17 protein-coding genes are annotated in these 19,213 nt (G+C 45.6%); 3 read left to right on the top strand and 14 right to left on the bottom strand.

From position 1 onward, the window contains the following. Window positions 1–2 precede the first annotated feature (2 nt). Window positions 3–683, top strand: coding sequence for an LrgB family protein (locus tag M1K58_RS17715; RefSeq protein ID WP_256760168.1), 681 nt, complete (start codon window positions 3–5; stop codon window positions 681–683). Between the two features lie 78 nt (window positions 684–761). Here the strand turns inward: M1K58_RS17715 and dnaJ are convergent, their stop codons facing one another. From dnaJ to spoIIP, 10 genes are all read right to left on the bottom strand, one after another. Next, window positions 762–1,889, bottom strand: a complete 1,128-nt coding sequence (dnaJ, locus tag M1K58_RS17710; RefSeq protein ID WP_256760167.1) for a molecular chaperone DnaJ — start codon at window positions 1,887–1,889, stop codon at window positions 762–764. Between the two features lie 87 nt (window positions 1,890–1,976). After that, window positions 1,977–3,830 carry a molecular chaperone DnaK gene (gene dnaK / locus M1K58_RS17705; protein WP_256760166.1) on the bottom strand — a complete coding sequence of 618 codons (1,854 nt, stop codon included), beginning with the start codon at window positions 3,828–3,830 and terminating at the stop codon, window positions 1,977–1,979. 58 nt (window positions 3,831–3,888) lie between these two features. Beyond that, complete coding sequence (gene grpE / locus M1K58_RS17700; protein ID WP_256760165.1) at window positions 3,889–4,479, bottom strand: nucleotide exchange factor GrpE; 591 nt, start codon at window positions 4,477–4,479, stop codon at window positions 3,889–3,891. Between the two features lie 52 nt (window positions 4,480–4,531). Then, on the bottom strand, window positions 4,532–5,557 hold the full coding sequence (hrcA, locus tag M1K58_RS17695) for a heat-inducible transcriptional repressor HrcA (protein WP_256760164.1): 1,026 nt from the start codon (window positions 5,555–5,557) through the stop codon (window positions 4,532–4,534). 136 nt (window positions 5,558–5,693) lie between these two features. Next, window positions 5,694–6,194 (bottom strand): N-acetyltransferase, encoded by a 501-nt coding sequence (locus tag M1K58_RS17690; protein WP_256760163.1) that lies wholly within the window; start codon window positions 6,192–6,194, stop codon window positions 5,694–5,696. Window positions 6,195–6,537: 343 nt separating this feature from the next. Further along, window positions 6,538–7,725, bottom strand: a complete 1,188-nt coding sequence (gene hemW / locus M1K58_RS17685; RefSeq protein ID WP_256760162.1) for a radical SAM family heme chaperone HemW — start codon at window positions 7,723–7,725, stop codon at window positions 6,538–6,540. A gap of 84 nt (window positions 7,726–7,809) precedes the next feature. Further along, complete coding sequence (lepA, locus tag M1K58_RS17680; RefSeq protein ID WP_256760161.1) at window positions 7,810–9,627, bottom strand: translation elongation factor 4; 1,818 nt, start codon at window positions 9,625–9,627, stop codon at window positions 7,810–7,812. A 103-nt stretch (window positions 9,628–9,730) separates the two neighbouring features. Further along, window positions 9,731–11,677 carry an endonuclease MutS2 gene (locus M1K58_RS17675; protein ID WP_256760160.1) on the bottom strand — a complete coding sequence of 649 codons (1,947 nt, stop codon included), beginning with the start codon at window positions 11,675–11,677 and terminating at the stop codon, window positions 9,731–9,733. Between the two features lie 425 nt (window positions 11,678–12,102). After that, window positions 12,103–12,474 (bottom strand): hypothetical protein, encoded by a 372-nt coding sequence (locus M1K58_RS17670; RefSeq protein WP_256760159.1) that lies wholly within the window; start codon window positions 12,472–12,474, stop codon window positions 12,103–12,105. 15 nt (window positions 12,475–12,489) lie between these two features. Further along, window positions 12,490–13,755 carry a stage II sporulation protein P gene (gene spoIIP, locus M1K58_RS17665; protein ID WP_256760158.1) on the bottom strand — a complete coding sequence of 422 codons (1,266 nt, stop codon included), beginning with the start codon at window positions 13,753–13,755 and terminating at the stop codon, window positions 12,490–12,492. Window positions 13,756–13,994: 239 nt separating this feature from the next. On the opposite strand from spoIIP, the gene M1K58_RS17660 reads away from it, so the two are divergent. After that, complete coding sequence (locus tag M1K58_RS17660) at window positions 13,995–14,621, top strand: trimeric intracellular cation channel family protein (RefSeq protein WP_256760157.1); 627 nt, start codon at window positions 13,995–13,997, stop codon at window positions 14,619–14,621. Between the two features lie 134 nt (window positions 14,622–14,755). Here the strand turns inward: M1K58_RS17660 and gpr are convergent, their stop codons facing one another. Further along, window positions 14,756–15,760, bottom strand: a complete 1,005-nt coding sequence (gene gpr, locus M1K58_RS17655) for a GPR endopeptidase (RefSeq protein WP_256760156.1) — start codon at window positions 15,758–15,760, stop codon at window positions 14,756–14,758. Between the two features lie 128 nt (window positions 15,761–15,888). Here gpr and rpsT point away from each other — a divergent pair, with 128 nt between their 5' ends. Then, a complete protein-coding gene (gene rpsT / locus M1K58_RS17650) occupies window positions 15,889–16,161 on the top strand; it encodes a 30S ribosomal protein S20 (RefSeq protein ID WP_256760155.1) in 273 nt (90 codons plus the stop codon). A gap of 155 nt (window positions 16,162–16,316) precedes the next feature. Here rpsT and holA read toward each other — a convergent pair whose 3' ends face one another. The 3 genes from holA to M1K58_RS17635 all read right to left on the bottom strand — a co-directional run bounded on the left by holA (window position 16,317) and on the right by M1K58_RS17635 (window position 19,028). Further along, a complete protein-coding gene (gene holA, locus M1K58_RS17645; RefSeq protein WP_256760154.1) occupies window positions 16,317–17,348 on the bottom strand; it encodes a DNA polymerase III subunit delta in 1,032 nt (343 codons plus the stop codon). 223 nt (window positions 17,349–17,571) lie between these two features. Beyond that, the gene (locus M1K58_RS17640) at window positions 17,572–18,465 is read right to left on the bottom strand and encodes an anti-sigma factor family protein (RefSeq protein WP_256760343.1); all 894 of its coding nucleotides are present in this window, start codon (window positions 18,463–18,465) and stop codon (window positions 17,572–17,574) included. Window positions 18,466–18,479: 14 nt separating this feature from the next. Next, the gene (locus M1K58_RS17635) at window positions 18,480–19,028 is read right to left on the bottom strand and encodes an RNA polymerase sigma factor (RefSeq protein WP_256760153.1); all 549 of its coding nucleotides are present in this window, start codon (window positions 19,026–19,028) and stop codon (window positions 18,480–18,482) included. Window positions 19,029–19,213: the final 185 nt, after the last annotated feature.

The following is a 19,213-nucleotide window of genomic DNA, read 5'->3' as shown; positions in this document are numbered from 1 at the left end:
TCATGTTATCTGCACTTATCTGGCTAATTTTCACTATTGCTGTCTACTTTATTTCTAAATTTCTATATTCACGATATCCCAGGATCATTTTGAACCCCCTACTCGTATGTCCATTTGTGCTAATTGTGACCCTCAATGTTGGCGGAGTTTCCTTCACCAACTACGACCAAGGTGCACACTGGCTCACCGACATGGTGGAACCTGCGACAATCGCCTTAGCCGTCACCCTTTATAAGCACTTAGATGTGCTTAAAAAGAATGCCACAATAATCCTCGTCGGTGTAGGTGGTGGGGCGCTGTCCGCCATCGTAACCTCTGCAGGGATGTCACGATTACTTCAATTGACTCCTGAGATCATGGATAGTCTAGCACCACGTTCTGCAACAACACCAATTGCCGTAACGGTTTCTGGGATGATAGGTGGTCTACCACCAATTACCGCTGTAGCAACTATGATCACTGGACTACTCGGAATGATTGTTGGTCCCTTAGTTGTCAAATGGTGTCGCATTCGCAATCCCGTTGCACGAGGGATTGTATTCGGCACAAGCGCGCATTCTGCTGGAATTAGTAAGGCGCTGGAATATGGCTCCGTTACCGGATCCGTAGCGGGCATCTCAATGCTATTCACAGCACTCCTTACCTTGTGCCTTACGCCTTGGATTATGATTCTGTTCCGCTAGACTTAGACGCAGTGAACTAGGAGCAAACATGAAGAACCCGCCCAGTTGCCTGGACGGGTTTTGTTCTATTCTTATGAATTAATCGCCTAATATTGCGCGTTTCATTCTTTCGAAGATGGACTTACTATGCTCGTGTGTAGATGCACCACTCTTAGCGGCAAAATCGCGAAGCAGCTCACGCTGATCTTCACTCAGTTGGGTTGGAGTAACGATGGTCACCTTCACCTGCTGATCACCTTGCCCGTATCCACGAAGCTTCGGAACACCTTTCCCCTTCAAGCGGAAGTAAGTTCCCGTCTGCGTGCCTGCTGGCACCTTCAGCTTAACCTTCTCCGTTAAAGTAGGAATCTCAATTTCATCACCTAACGCTGCTTGCGTAAAGGTTAATGGAATTTCACAGAAGACGTCATCGCCCTCACGCTCGAAAAACTCATGAGATTTAACCCGTAGTACAATATACAAATCTCCTGCTGGACCACCACGTGTACCGCCTTCACCTTCGCCACTTACGCGAAGCTGTGCTCCCTCATCGACTCCTGCAGGGATTTTAACGTGAATCTTACGTTGCTTCTTAACTTGACCATTACCAGAGCAAGTACCGCAACGCTCCTTAATAATCGTACCCCGTCCAGAACAAGACGTACATGCACGACGATTAACGATTCTGCCAAAAGGTGTATTCTGAGCAACTTCCTGCTGACCAGATCCACGGCATGTCGAACAGGTTTCCGGCTTCGTGCCCGGCTTCGCACCGTTACCATGACATGTATCGCACGATTCCGTACGCGGAATTGTAATATCCGTTTCTTTACCGAATATCGCTTCCTTAAACTCGATCGTCATTGTATATTGCAAATCGTTACCACGTTGTGGGGCATTCGGATCTCTCCTGCCTCCGCCACCACCGCCGAAGAACATATCAAAAATGTCGCCGAAGCCACCACCGAAATCCGCTCCGCCGCCACCGCCACCAAAGCCAGCATTCGGGTCCTGATGGCCAAACTGGTCGTAACGTGTCCGTTGCTGATCATCGCTAAGCACATCATAAGCTTCTTTAACTTCTTTAAATTTAGCCTCGGCATCCGACGCTTTATTGACGTCAGGATGATATTGGCGGGCAAGCTTCCGATAAGCTTTCTTAACGTCGTCTGTAGAGGCATTTTTCTGTAGCTCCAGAACCTCATAATAATCCCGTTTGTTCGCCAATTCCCCACCTCCTCATGAAGGAAAGTCAAAGTGATCCCGTGAATGACGGAAATCACTTTGACTTTCGGTTTTAACTACAACCAAATCTTATTTTTTGTTGTCTTCATCGACAACTTCATAATCCGCATCCACGACATTGTCGTTTGCTGGACCATTTCCGTTACCAGCATCAGCGCCGTCTTGGCCACCTTGAGCTTGCGCTTGTTGAGCCGCTTGCTCATATAGCTTAACCGACAATTGCTGTACGATTTCGCTCAACTCGTCTGTTGCTGTTTTGATCTCTTCAAGGTTATCGGAAGCTAATGCTACCGTCAACTTCTCTTTTCCAACGTTCGCTTTATCAATCTCGCTTGCGTCGACTTTATCACCTAGGTCTTTGATTGTTTTGTCTACGCTATAGATGAGTTGGTCAGCGCTGTTCTTAGCTTCGATAAGCTCACGACGAGCTTTATCTTCTTCCGCATGCAACTCAGCTTCTTGCTGCATACGATCGATTTCTTCCTTGCTCAAACCGCTGGAAGATGTAATTGTGATTTTTTGGCTCTTGCCTGTGCCTTTATCGAGTGCCGAAACATTAACGATACCGTTCGCATCGATGTCAAAAGTAACTTCGATTTGTGGTACGCCACGAGGTGCAGCAGGAATGTCGCTAAGAATAAATCGACCCAACGTTTTGTTGTCTTTAGCCATCGCACGTTCCCCTTGCAGGACGTGGATTTCTACTTGGGTTTGCATATCTGCATATGTGGAATACACTTGAGATTTGCTTGTTGGAATCGTTGTGTTACGATCGATCATTTTCGTCAATACGCCACCTGCAGTTTCAATACCGAGGGACAATGGAGTCACGTCGAGCAAGACAACATCTTTAACTTCGCCTGTCAATACACCGGCTTGAACAGCTGCACCTAGTGCAACAACTTCATCGGGGTTAACGCCTTTATGTGGATCTTGGCCTGTAAGCTTTTTAATCGCTTCTTGAACGGCTGGGATACGAGTAGATCCCCCAACCAATACAACTTTATGAATGTCGGAAGCTGTCATTCCAGCATCGGACAAAGCTTGACGAGTAGGTCCCATCGTACGCTCAACCAAGCTTGAAGTCAGCTCGTCGAATTTGGAACGGCTAAGGTTAAGCTCTAAATGCTGAGGAACTCCGTCTACAACCGTGATGAACGGCAAGGAGATTGTTGTGGATACGACGCCAGAAAGTTCTTTTTTCGCTTTCTCAGCAGCATCTTTAAGACGTTGGATCGCAGATTTATCTTTCAACAAGTCGATTCCATGCTCTTTCTTGAACTCGCCAGACATCCATTCCATGATGATTTGGTCGAAATCATCGCCACCCAAATGGTTGTCTCCGCTTGTTGCTTTAACTTCGAAGAAGCCTTCGCCCAATTCAAGAATACTTACATCGAACGTACCGCCACCTAAGTCGAATACAAGAATCGTTTGATCTTCTTGTTTCTCAAAGCCATAAGCAAGTGCAGCAGCAGTCGGTTCGTTAACGATACGAAGAACTTCAAGACCCGCAATGTTACCAGCATCTTTAGTCGCTTGACGTTGGCTATCATTAAAGTATGCAGGAACAGTAATAACGGCTTGCGTTACGGTTTGGCCTAAGTATGCTTCCGCATCAGCTTTTAGCTTTTGCAAGATGATTGCTGAAATTTCAGGAGCAGAATAGGCTTTACCTTCGATCGATTCTTTGTGACTAGTACCCATGTGGCGTTTGATGGAGCTTATTGTACGATCAGGGTTTGTAATGGCTTGACGTTTCGCTGTCTCGCCGACTACGCGTTCTCCATCTTTCTTAAAGCCTACAACCGAAGGGGTTGTACGATTTCCTTCTGCGTTAGCGATAACGACAGCTTCGCCGCCTTCCATTACTGCTACGCATGAGTTTGTGGTTCCAAGGTCAATCCCGATTACTTTACTCATAACTATAGTCCTCCTTCATATAAGTGCACTTTTCTTGGAATGGTCGATCTAATATTTATTACCCACTTACTTTAACCATAGCTGGGCGAATAACTTTATCCTTCAGCCAGTAGCCGTTTTGAATCGCTTCAACTACAATTCCTTCTTCGTACTCATCGGTTTCCACCGTCATAATCGCTTGGTGCATTTCCGGATCAAAGGGTTGACCAACAGCTTCCATTGGTTTTAAACCTTCGGATTCCAATACTTGAGAAAGCTGGCGATAGATCATATCAACGCCCTTAACGAAAGCTTCGCTTTCCGTGCTCTCTCCTTCGGTCTGCAACGCACGCTGGAAATTATCCATTACTGGCAACAATTCCGTAATCAGCTTCAATGAAGCATACTTCGTAATTTCTTCTTTTTCCTTTAATGTACGCCGACGAAAATTATCGAAATCGGCTTGCGCGCGTAAGTAACGGCTATGATTATCATCCACTTGGCGCTGAAGCTCGACAACGATGGCGTTTTCTTCGGTGTTCTCGTTTGTCGTTGGTTGTTCGCCTGCTGAATGGGAAGCTTCATTGATATCAGAACCCATTTCATTTACTAAAGAGTCCTCTTGATGCTCATCCATGTTTACTGGCTCCTTCGTTTCTTTCGTATTCATGTAGAGTTCACCTCCTTACCGTGCCACCCTTACCTTGGGGATATGCAACGTTTTACTTATACCAACGGGACATCATCAATGCGATATCCTTAGATAAAAAATTGAGTAAACTAATGACTTTCCCATACTCCATTCGAGTAGGTCCCAATATGCCTATCGTACCTAATGATTGCCCCTCATAGGAGTACGTTGCCGTAATCAAGCTACATTGATTGATCGCTTCCAACGTATTTTCAGTGCCGATTTTCACCTGAATGCCTGTCGGATTGGACTGAAACAATTGCATCAGCAATTGTGTTTCCTCGAGCATTCCTAGAATGTTCTTCGCTTTGTCGACATCCTTGAATTCCGGCTGAGTGAGCATATTAGATGCCCCACTAAAAAACACCTTAGGCTCCTGCTCTTCCGTAATCGTCTGCTCCAGAAGCGTCAGTATGTCCTCACATTGCTCAACATAACGACTTAATTCTTTGGCAATTTCACTGTGCAAAACGGATTTAACTTTGTAAAATGGGACGCCTGTGAGCTTTTCATTCAACAGGTTCACAATTTTACCCATGTCATCCATCGATATTCCATCCGGAATGGATATCGTTCGGTGTTCAACATGTCCAGTATTGGCCACAATAATGGCTACCGCTGAAACATCATTGATCGGAATCAATTGAAAATGCTTCAACGTCGTACTGAACATCTCTGGTCCGAGAACGATTGAAGTGTAATTGGTCAGTTGGGACAAAATGGTCGCCGCATGTCCGATTACCCCTTCCCAGTGGTTCATCTTCTCCGCGAAAAAAGTACGGAGCTTCCGAGCATCCTGGTCTCCCACTCCATCCAAAGTAACGAGGTGGTCAACATAATAGCGGTAACCTTTAATAGAAGGAATACGGCCTGCTGATGTATGAGGTTGCTCAAGCAATCCCATCTCCTCTAAGTCCGCCATCTCGTTACGGATGGTGGCAGGACTAAAGATCACATCTCCACGCTTGGATATGCTGCGAGATCCGACAGGTTCGGCGGAACGAATATAATCGTCTATTATCGCGTTAAGTATCATACGTTGACGTTCACTCAGCATCCGAATTCCCCCTTCTAGCTATCCGCTTATCCATTTCGTTAGCACTCCTTTTCGTCGAGTGCTAATTACTAATACAAAAATACCAAACCGAGGGCGGTCATGTCAAGGACGTTCCGGCTCGATTTGGCAGGTTCTATCATATTTGGGCAAAGCTTAATTGTTCATTAACAGCTAATGGTTCAGTTAACCTGACTACGGCGATTTCGTCACAGCAATGCTGTTTAGGGCAATGTACGCAATCCGTCCATACTTTTTCCGGAAAAATCTCTTTGTCCACTATTTTGAAGCCATTTTTCTGAAAGAAGGCTGCTTCATAAGTTAACGCCATCACTTTAGGAATGCCTTGAACCCCTGCTTCTTCCATTAAGGCATCCACTAAGAGACTACCTATTCCTTGTCCTTTATAACCATCTACGATGCCTAGCGAACGAATTTCTACCAAATCGCTACCTAGACGACACAATGAGCCGCAGCCAATAAGCCGATCACCGTCTTGCACGACTAAGAAGGTATCGATTATTCGGATTAATACCTCACGAGAACGAGGTAACATAATTCCTTTGGCTGCATAACCCTGTATAAGTTCAAAAAGCGCATCAACATCCTCTAACTGCGCCTTGCGGCAGACGACTGACATGTGAATTCCTTCTCTCCAAGCATCAGATATTTATGAATAAATATACATCAAAGAGAATGAACATTCAAGAGTCATTTCAATCGGTTTGAAAGAAGATGTTTATTGCTCTAATACAAAAGATATTCAGCAGATCACACTAATACAACGTAAAATAGGACTGCAATCATTCGAATCCAAGGAGTGGTGTCCATGCTCAGAAATAACGAACATCTATTGACAGATCGTTTATGTTGCTAAAGCGCACAAATCCGCCGATTGGCAGACGCTTAGCATCACCAAAGGCGGATCAGGTAGATTTAATGAGGAAATGAACAAGAAGTGAAACTCTGGCGAGGCACTAGCGTTACACGAATGCGCCGAATACCTCGTTGCCGAACAAAATACCTTTCGAAGTAAGACGATAACCCGCCGGCTGCTCCACTTTTTCCAGTAGCCCTTGCTTCTGCAGCTTCTGCAATGCCTCGCCGAATAGCTCTTCCAGATTAGCTCCGTTGAATTGACGCTCGAAGCTTAACTGATCTACACCTTCCTGCAAACGCAAGCCTACCATCATGAAGTCACCCATCGCTTCTTCAACGCTGACGTTATTTTGCTCCAAGCGCGGCAGCGCCTTATTAGCTGATTCGATATAAGGCTGCACACCTTTAATATTGACATGCCGTTGCCCAAGCAAGTAACCATGAGCACCCGCTCCTAGGCCATAGTAGGGCTCATTGTGCCAGTATGTCGTGTTATGCTGGCTTTCAAATCCTGGTCGCGCAAAGTTACTGATTTCATAATGACGGTAGCCCGCATTACCTAATCGTTCCATAAGGTGCTCATACATAGCAAGCTCATCATCCTCCTCAGGAAGAGGCAGCTCATCACGTTGATACAAACGATGGAACAATGTATTCTCCTCTACCTTCAAGCCATAGAGGGAATAATGGGGCAAATCCAGCTCCAAAGCTTTAGTCACGCTATCCTTAAGCTGTTGTAAGGTTTGGTTCGGCAATCCGAACATGAGGTCGATAGACAGGTTCGTAAATCCCGCTGCCTTGGCATTCGCGATGCTCTCGATAACATCTTGGGCAGCATGAATTCTACCTATCGTAGCTAGCAAGCCATCATCGAATGTCTGCGCTCCGAAGCTGATTCTGTTTACGCCACCTTCACGCATCGCTTTAAGCTTCTCCATGTCAGTCGTTCCCGGGTTCGCTTCCATCGTGAACTCAACATCGTCAGCTAGCGGAAAATATTTCTTTACCGATGACAAAAACCGGGTCATCTGAGGAGGTGTAAGCACCGTTGGCGTACCCCCACCAACGAAAACCGTATTAATGATCGTCGGAGGATGTTCGGCAACCGTCAGCTTCATCTCATTTTCCAAGGCGTCCAAATAGGCATCAATTGGCTGTCCTGCAGCCACGTATGAATTAAAATCACAGTAAAAGCACTTGTTCGTACAGAAAGGGATATGAATATATAGCGCCCGCGGTGTCCATTCATGAACCGCTGGTACGTGATTTGTCGTATTTAATGGGTGTTCCATAATCTTAACCTCACTTCAATGCCTTTTTTTGCTCTGATATAGCGAAAAGCGGGCCAGAAGCCCGCCAATCTCGTCCAACTTATCTTAATCCTCATCCAGCCTGAGTACAGCCATGAACGCTTCTTGAGGCACTTCGACGTTACCCACTTGCTTCATGCGTTTTTTACCTTCTTTTTGCTTATCGAGAAGCTTACGTTTACGGGAAATATCTCCGCCGTAACATTTCGCAAGAACGTTTTTGCGCATCGCTCTGATCGACTCACGAGCAACGATTTTTTGTCCAATCGCGGCTTGGATCGGAACCTCGAACATTTGGCGTGGAATCAGTTCCTTCAATTTTTCACAAATGACACGACCGCGACTAGTTGCTCTATCCTTATGCACGATAAAGGACAATGCATCTACTTTCTCCGCATTGAGCAAAATATCGATCTTAACAAGGCTAGACTGACGGTAGCCAATAAGCTCGTAATCAAAAGAAGCGTAACCCTTCGTGCTTGATTTCAACTGATCGAAGAAATCATAGACGATTTCCGCGAGCGGTACATTATATTTCAACGTTACACGGTTCGTGTCCAAGTATTGCATATCAATGAACTCTCCGCGTTTATTTTGGCACAATTCCATAATCGCGCCAACGAAATCATTTGGTACGATAATCGAAGCCTTAACATACGGTTCTTCAACGAAATCGATTTTACCCGCTTCTGGATAATCAGCAGGGTTGGAAATATTCAGTACTTGACCGTTCGTTAACGTTACTTTGAAAATAACGCTCGGTGCAGTCGTGATCAGTGGAATGTTAAACTCGCGCTCGATACGTTCTTGGATAATTTCCATATGCAGCATTCCTAAGAAACCGCAACGGAAACCAAAACCAAGTGCTTGAGACGATTCAGCCTCATAACGTAGTGCAGCATCGTTAAGCTCAAGCTTCTCCAATGCGTCACGCAAATCATTATAATCTGTAGATTCAATCGGATACAGTCCGCAGAATACCATCGGGTTAATGCTTCGGTAGCCCGGAAGTGCTTCCGGTGTCGGATTTTTCATGTCCGTAATTGTATCTCCGACATGAATATCTTTAACGTTCTTAATCGATGCGCTAACAAAACCTACGTCACCAGGTCCAAGCTCGCGCACAGCAACCGGACCAGGCGCGAACGTTCCGACTTCGACAACCTCGTAGTTCGCACCCGTAGCCATGAACTTCATACGGGTTCCAGCACGAATCGTTCCGTCAATGACCCGAATATAACTGACAACGCCCTTATAAGCATCATAATGGGAGTCGAACACGAGTGCTTTAAGCGGTTTGTCCCGATCACCTTGAGGTGCTGGCACCTTCTGTACGATCTGCTCCAATATTTCTTTGATTCCGATCCCGTTCTTCGCAGATGCAAGCACCGCATCGCTCGTATCCAGTCCGATAACATCCTCAACTTCTTGCTTTACCCGATCGGGGTCAGCACTTGGCAAGTCGATTTTGTTAATTAGGGGAACGATCTCTAGGTTGTTGTCTAGAGCAAGGTACACGTTAGCCAAAGTCTGAGCTTCAATCCCTTGTGCAGCATCAATAACTAATATCGCGCCTTCACAAGCCGCTAAGCTTCGGGATACCTCGTAAGTGAAATCCACGTGTCCCGGAGTATCGATCAAATGTAGCATATACGTCTCGCCGTCGTCTGCTTTATAAAGTAAACGAACGGCAGTAAGCTTAATCGTAATGCCGCGCTCGCGTTCAAGATCCATAGAATCCAATACTTGGGCTTGCATTTCGCGAGAAGTCAACGTTCCCGTATATTCCAAAATGCGGTCGGCCAAAGTCGATTTACCATGATCGATATGTGCAATAATGCAAAAATTACGTATGTGGCTTTGTTTAAAAGTGAGTTCTGCCATGACAATAAATACCCTCCAGCCGATTCCATGCGTCAAATGACGATCACTTCATTATAACAGCGTATTCCCATGTCATCAATGAGCCTTATTTTCATAGGCTCGATTAATCTTCGGAAGGCTTCTCAATGGATAATCCGTCTACATGGCGCTTGCCCATCAGATGGCGTTTCTTGCGAACCTCGACAGATTCAAAAACAATATCCATATTATAATCCCCTTCTGGATAGAGATGCTTTTTGTCGATAAATTTGCGAATACGCTTATGGTTAATTGTAAGCTTTTCCTTTTGCACCTGGATGATCATATTGCCTCTCTCATCAGGCAAGCGATAGATGACCCCTGGCTTGCGCAGCTGCGGAATAAATACAACATCCCCTACAGCCCACTTCATCGATAACTCGTCATTCTCAGCAGCCGCTGGCTTCGCTTTCTGCTTTCCTATGTGATTGTTTCGACCACTCCATTGAGTCGGTTTCCCCTCACGAGTAGCTTGCTGAGGAACCGTTCCGTTCCCTTTACCTTGACTTAAGCTCTTTGCAATCGTGCTAGCCCTATCAATGATAGCAGAGGATATCCCAAGCTTAGCCGCAATGACAAATGCATAGCTGTTGCCCGCTTCTCCCATCTCCAGCCGATATAGCGGACTAAGTGTCTCTTCATCGAACGCCATCCGTGCATTTTGAAAGCCATCTGTATCACGAGCATATTGTTTGATTTCATTAAAATGCGTCGTAGCCATAATGACTGAGCCTCTACGGTACAGCTCCTCTAATACAGCAATAGAGAGACCAACCCCCTCGCCGGGGTCTGTTCCCGTTGCTAGCTCATCGAGCAGAACTAAAGTCGATGATCCTGCATGAGCCAAAATATCGATCACATTGCGAAGATGTGAGGAGAACGTGCTAAGTGACGAATCCAAGCTTTGATCGTCTCCGATATCTACCTCCACAGAGCGAAATACGCACATTCGGCTACCCTCTGCCGCAGGAATGAGCAAGCCTGACTGAGCCATTAGCGTCAATAGCCCAACCGTTTTGAGCGCTACTGTTTTACCTCCTGTATTCGGCCCGGTTATTAGCAAAGCTTGATAGCCCGCTCCTAAACAAATATCCAGTGGCTTTGGTTTAACTGCTAGCAGCGGATGTCGGGCTTCTCTTAGATCAATAATCCGTTTCTCATTCAATTCCGGTGCTATCCCGCCAATCGTTAGCCCCCATTTCGCTTTAGCAAATAGGAAATCATAATGACCAACCGTGTCCACATTAACGGATAACTCATAAGCGTACGTTTCTACCTCGCCTGTAAGCTGCGCCAGGATCTGTGTTTCCACACGACCTTCCTCACTCCTTAGCATGCTTAAATCCATTTGCAATCCCGCTAGCTCAGAGGGCTCGATGAATACCGTTTGTCCGCTGGACGATTCATCTAGTACCGTACCGGGAATTCGTTTACGGTACTCCTTCTTCACTGGAAGCACATATCTCCCCCCACGTTGGCTAATCAATCGCTCCTGCAAAATATCAGAAAATCTGGACAGCATCCCTTCTAAACGTTTTTGTAATTTTTCTTCGGCAGCACGTATTTTCTTACGAATTTTTTGCAGCTCCGAGCTTGCCGTGTCCACAATACTGCCTCTGTCGATACAGGCCTCGATCTCTAGACGTAAGGGTTTGAGATCAAACATGGATGTCCCATAAGCAGCAACGGTTGGAGACTCTGCCTTCTTCCCAGACATATACTGCCGTAGTTGCTCACAGCTTCTTGCAAATTGAGCCATATACCCGAAGTCCTGCTCGGTCATTACATATCCCGTTCCAAGTAAGTTCATCAGCGTCTCCATCCCTTCTAGGGAAGGAAGGGGTGGATGTCCTCCACGAGCAAGTAATCGACTAGCATCCTGCGTCTCCGACAATCTACGTTTAATGACTTCTATATCCCTAAGAGGCTCAAGCTTCTCAATGTGTCGTTGACCTAAATAAGTTACTGTATAGCTTCGCAAAATTTCTATGACCCGGTTGTACTCTAATTTTTGAAGTGAATGTTGTCTCATTGTTAATTCCTCCTGAATGTTGAGTTGAAAATAAAAAAACAGGCTGCAAGAACAAGCGCCATCGGCGCAAGCTCGCAGCCTGTCAGAAGTCAATCCGAAGAGAAATCATGCAAACAACGGCTCATATCCGTTTTTTTACACAAAAAAAGCCGTACCCTGATGAGCACGGCTGATCTCCCCGAAAACAATCTTCGTAAGGGGCGGTCTCGACCGGTTCTTCACTGGTTATCAGTGTCGCGATCAAGCACAAGGAAACAAACCCTCTATTCAGACGGTTTTTACCCTTTGGCTTATCTACGACGTATCAGATAATTCAGTTCAGAACCCATACCAACATTAAAATTTTCCCTTAGAACATAATTAACCTAATCTTATGACAACTGAGCGGCTAACGTCAAGCCCACCTCAGCGACCCGACCCACTTTTTAGCCCATAACTTTATCAAATATAGACACAACCATCCGAATCCCGTTACGTGACAAATCATGCAGCACCTCCGCGGTTTTACCAGAGACGCGGTCAACGATAGGCTCGCGATCGTATCGAGGGATGCTGAGTTCTTCATTATTATTCCAATTATCGGCATCAGAAGGTATTTTGTCCGGGTTCTCGTAATGTCCTGCTGGTAACGTCCAATCCCCTTCTTCCGCAGTGGATTGCTCCACTGCTGTCGGATTTGTCGTTTCCCAAGGCCCATTTATGTTTTCTATCCCTTTCGAGGATAGCTCCATTCCATACATAACAGCAAACCCTACAATTCCCGCAAAAATAAGTAATTTTAACGTATCCCGACGCATAAGCCGCCCACCTCCTTATTCCTTTTTGGCAATCACTTTAACCGCTTTTTCATTATTCCAATACAGCTCCGAAATGACCTTAGCAAGTGCGTCCGCCGTACGATAGCATTCCTCCAGCGTATTATCAACGCCGCCTATTTCCAATAACACGCTGTCTGGGGCAACCGATTGGTTATATTCCCCATTGCCGTTAGCAGCCGTCTTCCCCCATACCCCTCTAGATAGGCCTGGGTAATTCTTCTCCAATTGCTCGTGAATTTCGTTTGCGAAAGCTTCGTTTTCTCGCCAATTCGGATTTTTGTGCCCGATAATGAAATAAACCTGGGCATAATCTTTCCCTTTGATCGTTGCCGTCGTTTTCTTGCGGCGCTGAGAGTCTCTATGGATGTCAAAGAAAAATTTCAATTGGTTGTTGGAAGCAAGTGCTTGGCGAACGGTTTGCAGTGAATATTTATACGAATAATTCCAATTATATCCCTGAACCTTCGTTGGATAATCCTTCGAGGATTGAGATGCACCCACTCCAAGGGATTCCAGCTGCTTAGCTAACCGTTTTCCTACCAAAGTTACATTAACCGTGTCAGAATTCGGATCCTTCTTATCTGTTTTCAACTCTGGGTAAAAGGATTCGCGATTATGGGAGTGGTAGATGAATACAACCTTACGACCTTCCGTAGATAGCTTGTTCGGGGTAGGATTAGTACTCTTATCTGGAGCGCTTGGCTCGGGCTCGGCCGTTTGCTCCGTTCCACCCGCGGGCTGTAGGATTTGATCGGGGTCAGGTAAACCAGTAATTCCTGATATCCCAGAAATCCCTTCTACAGGGTACTCCCCTTTCTGATCAAGGGGCCCATGATCCTCCGGCGCTTCTGGCTCATCTGATCCCGGACGCAACAATACAGAATTATCTCTGTCCATTCCAGGCATTTCCAGAGCGAGCAAGCTCTTAGGATCATTAGGATTCATGTCCGTCATAAACCGCAATAGGAACGCTGCCATTCGGCCTGTCTGCAATGGCGATCCTTCACTAGCCTCCATCTGTGGAAGCTCCATACTGAGCAAGGATTGAAAAAACTGTCCAGACAAGGAAGCGGCAAAGCCCTTCATAGATTGTACAGGGGAAGCAGCTAACGATCTCTGAACCATCCCGCCTAATCCTAGTAAAACGAACAACACCATAGAGCATACACTTAAGATGAAATACGCTCGGCCGGTAATCAGAATACGTCGCCATCTTGCGCGTATGAGCGGCCAGTTAAACGATCCGGCGTTTCGTTTCATCCCCTCAACCTCCCCGGGGCCTCGTACCTACTGAGACCCAATCTCTTATTTTCCAAAGGTATTCCATCATATGAGAAAAGAAAGAATGATAGAACCAACCTCTCAGAGGTTACTAGAATTGGAGGAAATAGAGCTAAGTGACTGACAACGCTATAACGACTTGATGAACATATTCTTTTATGGAGATAAACATAGAATTATTGTATATTGGACTTAAAATGATAAGGAAGTATAGAGAGATGCATCTACTGGACGCCGTTGTTTATCTAGGTATTATAGCTGCAGGAATATCAGGCGCCTTAATGGGTATCAAAAAGCAGCTCGATTTATTTGGTGTCATATGCTTATGTGTTGCTACTTCTTTAGGCGGCGGAATTATTCGCGACTTATTAGTTGGCAATGTACCACCGATCGCTTTTATCAAGCCTAGCTATTTCTTTGTGAGCTCGATTGCCGGCTTATTAACTTGGCTCTTTTATCGCAATATCGTCCGCCTTGGACAGTTCATTCTTATTTCTGATGCCATTGGTTTGGGTGCTTTTACTGCGATAGGCTCGAGCACTGCGATTACACTTTTCCCTAACGAGCCTTTTCTTGTTGTATTCATGGGACTCATTACAGGGATTGGAGGCGGCGTGTTGAGAGATTTATTCGCTCAAGAAATCCCTTATGTATTCCGGAAAGAAATTTATGCAGTAGCATCGATTGTAGGATCTATTAGCTATGTTCTAACTTACAACATTCTTCCACACATCATTTCATTATATATTTGCCTTGGAATAACTTTTTTTCTAAGAATCATTTCGCTCATCTTAAAGCTTAACGCGCCTGTGTTATCCCAGGAAACCAGCTCTCCCAAATTGTGAAGAAGATGATAGAATGCAATAAAACAGGAGCTGTTCCGGAAGGTCTGTATAAAACAGACCTACTGGAACAGCTCCATTCTTGTTTCTACCGATCGACACCATTGTCCCGTTGACATTCAATAAATCAAAAGCTGTTAATGTGTGTAAGCAGCAACATTATCTGTATTCACAGCTTCATGGAGGGCAGCATTAAGGCCACTCGCAATTACATTGGCGATATCCTCCATAAACTTATCAATTTCCTTTGGTGTTACAAGAAGATCATGTCCTAGAGGGTTTAACACCTCTTTAACAAGCTGCAACCTCTCTGTTTCATCCATTTTTCCGAATACTCCAAACAGGGGATCCGTGTTTGATGTATGCTGCTTCATATGCTCGAATACGAGATCCATCGTATTATTCACAATGGTCGAGGCGTATACGACTGTCGGAACACCGATACCGATACAAGGCACACCCAAAATATCTTTCGTTAACCCCTTACGTTTATTGCCGATACCCGACCCTGGGTGAATGCCAGTATCCGCGATCTGGATCGTCGTGTTTACTCTCTCAAGTGACCTGGCTGCTAAAGCATCAATCGCAATGATCAAGTCTGGCTTGGACTTCTCAACGATACCTTGCACGATATCACTAGACTCAATTCCTGTCGTACCCAGTACACCAGGCGCAATTGCGCTAACCGGCCTGTACCCAGGGTTAACCTGGTCAGGCATAAGCTCAAAGAAATGCCTAGTCACCATAATATTGTCCACGACGATGGGACCAAGGGCATCCGGGGTTACGCTCATATTCCCTAGCCCAACGATGAGTACGCTGCTAGTTGCCGTAATTCCGATACGTGTCAGGAATGCTTCGAACTCCTTCGCGAACGAAGTCGCGACTTTATCCTGCAAAGTTGTGTCGCCTTGCCGTAATTCCGGCACATCGATGGTGACATAGTGCCCAATCATCTTACCGATCTGCTGAGCGGCTTGTTCGGTCTGAATCTCCATGCGGCTAATTGTAATTCCATCCGCAGTATCATTCTCTGACCAGACCCCTGGTATGGCTTCTGACTGCTGCTCTTGCGTCGCAATCTCATGGGCTTCTAGAGCCAAATCCGTGCGAATGTTATACTTTGACAAATCATGATCCATGAGGTGAAATCAAGCCCCTTTCATATCCGGATTGTGATGGGAGATCAGCTTGCTTTTTACCCCCTTGCATGATAGAATGTATCAAGTTGTGTAGAGAAATACTTCTGTTTTATCTGGAGGTGAAAAGAATGCCAAACATCAAATCCGCCATTAAACGTACTAAAACAAATGAAGCACGTCGCTTGCGTAATGCTTCAGCTAAATCAGCTCTTCGTACAGTAGTTAAACAAGCTGATCTAGCAGTTGTAGGAACGGACGTAAACACTGCTAAAGCAGCTTACGGCGCGGCTCAGAAGAAGTTGGACAAAGCGGCAACAAAAGGGCTCATTCACAAAAATGCAGCTGCTCGCAAAAAGTCCCGTCTGGCCAAAAAACTAAACGCATTGTCCGCGCAAGCATAAGCTTGTGCCTGACGTATATGCGGCTGCTTTGCCTTTAGACGCAGCAGCCAGGAAAAAGCCATTCTAAAGCAGTCTTACCTGCTTATAGAATGGCTTTTTTTGTTGTGTTTCATTAATCATGTTGTAAACAGCATTTAATGTTGCTGTTATTCGTGCTAACCCGCACCTCTGGAGCCTGTTTTGAGTAGGAAGAGCTCAAGACCTAACGTTTTCTCCACTTGCCCTGTTTTCATTGCAAAATCGAGATCAGCTAGATCAGATAATAAAGTCGCCAGTCGCTCTTGACTGAATTTACGTGCTTGCTCACCTGTTATTTTCACAGCATAGGGATGTAGTCCCAGCTGAGACGCCATTTGCTGCGGAGAGTAGCCCTGACTTCCAAGCTCTTTGACGTACAGCATATTGCGAAACTGTCGGACAAGTAGCGCCATCAATTTAATCGGCTCCTCGCGTTGCTTCAGAAGGTCATAATAGAGCGTGATCGCTTCCGCAGTGCGCAAAGCTGCTAGCTCCTCCGTTAACTTAAATACATTCTGCTCCGTCGCCATAGGCACAAGAGATTGAACCGATTCCAGCGTCACGGAGCCGCCCTTGCCTGCGTGTAAGCAAAGCTTGTCCGTCTCGGCTGCTAACGCCTGCATATCCGTCCCAACACGACGGAGCACCTCCTCCGCTGCTGGGATGCCCATCTTACGATCTTGATTAGAAGCGCGCTTCAGTAGCCACTGTAGTAATTCCTCTGATTGTAGCGGGCTGAAGGAAATAACTGAGTCGTTTGACTTCGCAGTTTTCACTAATTTCTTGCGTTCATCCAGCTTCTCATTGGACACCATAAATACAAGCACCGTCGTTTCTGATGGATGCCCCATATAAGCGAGCAAGCTCTCCGGACGATGCTCAACCTTCGCGGAATCTTTACCCGCAGCGAACAGCACGTTATCCCTGACGAGAATGATTTTACTAGGCACAAGAAACGGAAGAGTTTCCGCCTCTTCAATAATATTGTCAATCGGTGTTTCTCCCGTATCAAAACGAACTATGGCCATTTCCCGATGCTCTGGTTGCACGAGCTGCTCCAGCAAACGCTCAATAAATTCATTCATGATATAAGACTCAGTGCCGTAGCAAACGTATATTGGAGATATTACCCCTTGTTTAATTGAACGAAATGCTTGTTTAGAATCCATTGCGCCGATCTCCCAACCTTATGTACTCCTACAATTGTACAACAAAAAACAAAGAGATCACACCTTTTGCTAGGCGCGATCTCTTTGCTCTTGGACATCTATATCAACGTCCGCCGGCCGGCCCATGGTGCCGTGCGCGAACGACCGTGACGATGGTCCAGTGACGATCGTCAACTTCATCTGTACACTATACGCTCATTAGCGAAAAAGGTGACAAAAACGGTTAACGTTGTGATTCTGTTGCCGTAGCCAAATCTAATTGCCATTGCGTTTGAACGCCTTCAGCATCGGTTAATGTAAAGTATAACAAAGTGTTATCCGAATTCCATTCGAATAAGCTTACTGTTCCAACTCTAGGCTGAGAAGCATAGTACTCGCTGTTATCGGCAGTATTGTATACCTGGAACGTCCCAGTCCCTTCCACGGCGATTGCTCTCCACTTCCCATCCGCCGATTCGGATGTTGTAGCCGGAATCGAGCTAATCGACATAGGGGATTTTTCAGGATTAACAGAGTTCGAACTGTCTCCACCTAATGCATTCAATTGTTTTTGATCACCCATTTCAGAATCATTTTTTGGTTCTGAATCGGAAGATCCGGATTGATCTTGTACAACCATCTTCCTCGTTAAAGAATTTTCGAGGCTTTGGCTTTCATCCGCCATCAGTGGCGATTCGGCTACTGCTGCTGCAGGACTTGGCATCGCTGCGTCATTGTTGCTTTGGCTTCCAGATAAAAACCACTGGTCAGGCTGACCGAATAACAACAGCCCTGCGACAACTCCAGCAGCGACGACACCCGTTATATTGCGCAATAAACTTCGCGACGGACGATGCGACCTAGCTATGATCGGTTTCGAATGAGATACAGACTCTTCTACAGTAGTATTGGAATCGGTAATCGATTCGGCTGCGTGAAGACGTTCTAACTCTGGCATAATGGCGTCAACAAGACTAAACTTGGGAACGACGCGCGGTAACTGCTCCAGCTCGTTAGATAGCTTCTGTAACCTAGCTAATATGGCGGCACAGTCAGGACATTGACCAACATGATCCATCATGAGCGAAGTTTCTTGTTGATCCAAATCACTGTCAATGTAACGCTGCATGAGTTCCATCACCTCTTGGCAAATCATCCCCGGACACCACCTTTCTGATAATCATGAAGAAGAATCTGCAATTGTTGCCGGGCTCTAAATAAGTAAGACTTAACCGTATTAAGGGGTAAATTCAAAGAGTCAGCAATTTCATTGTAAGAAAAATCTTGCAAATAACGGAGGACAACAACCGTTCGATGATGCTCTGGAAGCTTGCCGATTGCTTCGCGTATTTCCTCCGCGGCGTATGCTGAAAGAACCTCGGTTTCAACATTATCTCCCGATTGAAAAATCATATCGTGTTCGTCGATAGACACGGAAGGTTTTTTACGCCGAAATTTATCAATACATATGTTTGTAACTATCCGTTGCACCCAAGTGCGAAATTGAGCCTTTTCTTCATACGAATTAATTTTTGTATATATCCGGATTAACGCATCCTGAGATGCATCCAAAGCATCTTGCTCATTATTTAACAAATAATAAGCAGTCCGATATACTTGATTCTCAATTTCGCGGAGTAGTGCGACGAGAGCATCCTGGTCGCCCGCTTGTGCGGCTTTGATCAGAGCCGGCTCCACCACAGAAGATCATCCTCCCTCTGCACCTTCTCAGACGATAGTGTCTGAAAAAAGGTTGCAATCCCCTCAAGGGAATTTTCGGTATTTTTATTAATCTTACTTCAAGTCTAGCAAAAATGTTCAAAAAGGCATAATGTTTTATGTTTTTACTAAATAAACGGAACCGATTATCATTATACACTGTCTAA

This window comes from Cohnella sp. WQ 127256 (assembly GCF_024519285.1).
GTDB lineage: Bacteria > Bacillota > Bacilli > Paenibacillales > Paenibacillaceae > Cohnella.
This window is presented reverse-complemented; position numbering and strand designations above follow the sequence as displayed.

Bases quoted from the DNA above. Each gene is read 5' to 3' on its own strand.
- M1K58_RS17715 (WP_256760168.1), top strand. From the start codon at position 3: ATGTTATCTGCACTTATCTGGCTAATTTTCACTATTGCTGTCTACTTT.
- dnaK (WP_256760166.1), bottom strand. From the start codon at position 3,830: ATGAGTAAAGTAATCGGGATTGACCTTGGAACCACAAACTCATGCGTA.
- grpE (WP_256760165.1), bottom strand. From the start codon at position 4,479: ATGAATACGAAAGAAACGAAGGAGCCAGTAAACATGGATGAGCATCAA.
- hrcA (WP_256760164.1), bottom strand. From the start codon at position 5,557: ATGCTGAGTGAACGTCAACGTATGATACTTAACGCGATAATAGACGAT.
- M1K58_RS17690 (WP_256760163.1), bottom strand. From the start codon at position 6,194: ATGTCAGTCGTCTGCCGCAAGGCGCAGTTAGAGGATGTTGATGCGCTT.
- hemW (WP_256760162.1), bottom strand. From the start codon at position 7,725: ATGGAACACCCATTAAATACGACAAATCACGTACCAGCGGTTCATGAA.
- lepA (WP_256760161.1), bottom strand. From the start codon at position 9,627: ATGGCAGAACTCACTTTTAAACAAAGCCACATACGTAATTTTTGCATT.
- M1K58_RS17675 (WP_256760160.1), bottom strand. From the start codon at position 11,677: ATGAGACAACATTCACTTCAAAAATTAGAGTACAACCGGGTCATAGAA.
- M1K58_RS17670 (WP_256760159.1), bottom strand. From the start codon at position 12,474: ATGCGTCGGGATACGTTAAAATTACTTATTTTTGCGGGAATTGTAGGG.
- spoIIP (WP_256760158.1), bottom strand. From the start codon at position 13,755: ATGAAACGAAACGCCGGATCGTTTAACTGGCCGCTCATACGCGCAAGA.
- M1K58_RS17660 (WP_256760157.1), top strand. From the start codon at position 13,995: ATGCATCTACTGGACGCCGTTGTTTATCTAGGTATTATAGCTGCAGGA.
- gpr (WP_256760156.1), bottom strand. From the start codon at position 15,760: ATGGATCATGATTTGTCAAAGTATAACATTCGCACGGATTTGGCTCTA.
- rpsT (WP_256760155.1), top strand. From the start codon at position 15,889: ATGCCAAACATCAAATCCGCCATTAAACGTACTAAAACAAATGAAGCA.
- holA (WP_256760154.1), bottom strand. From the start codon at position 17,348: ATGGATTCTAAACAAGCATTTCGTTCAATTAAACAAGGGGTAATATCT.
- M1K58_RS17640 (WP_256760343.1), bottom strand. From the start codon at position 18,465: ATGGAACTCATGCAGCGTTACATTGACAGTGATTTGGATCAACAAGAA.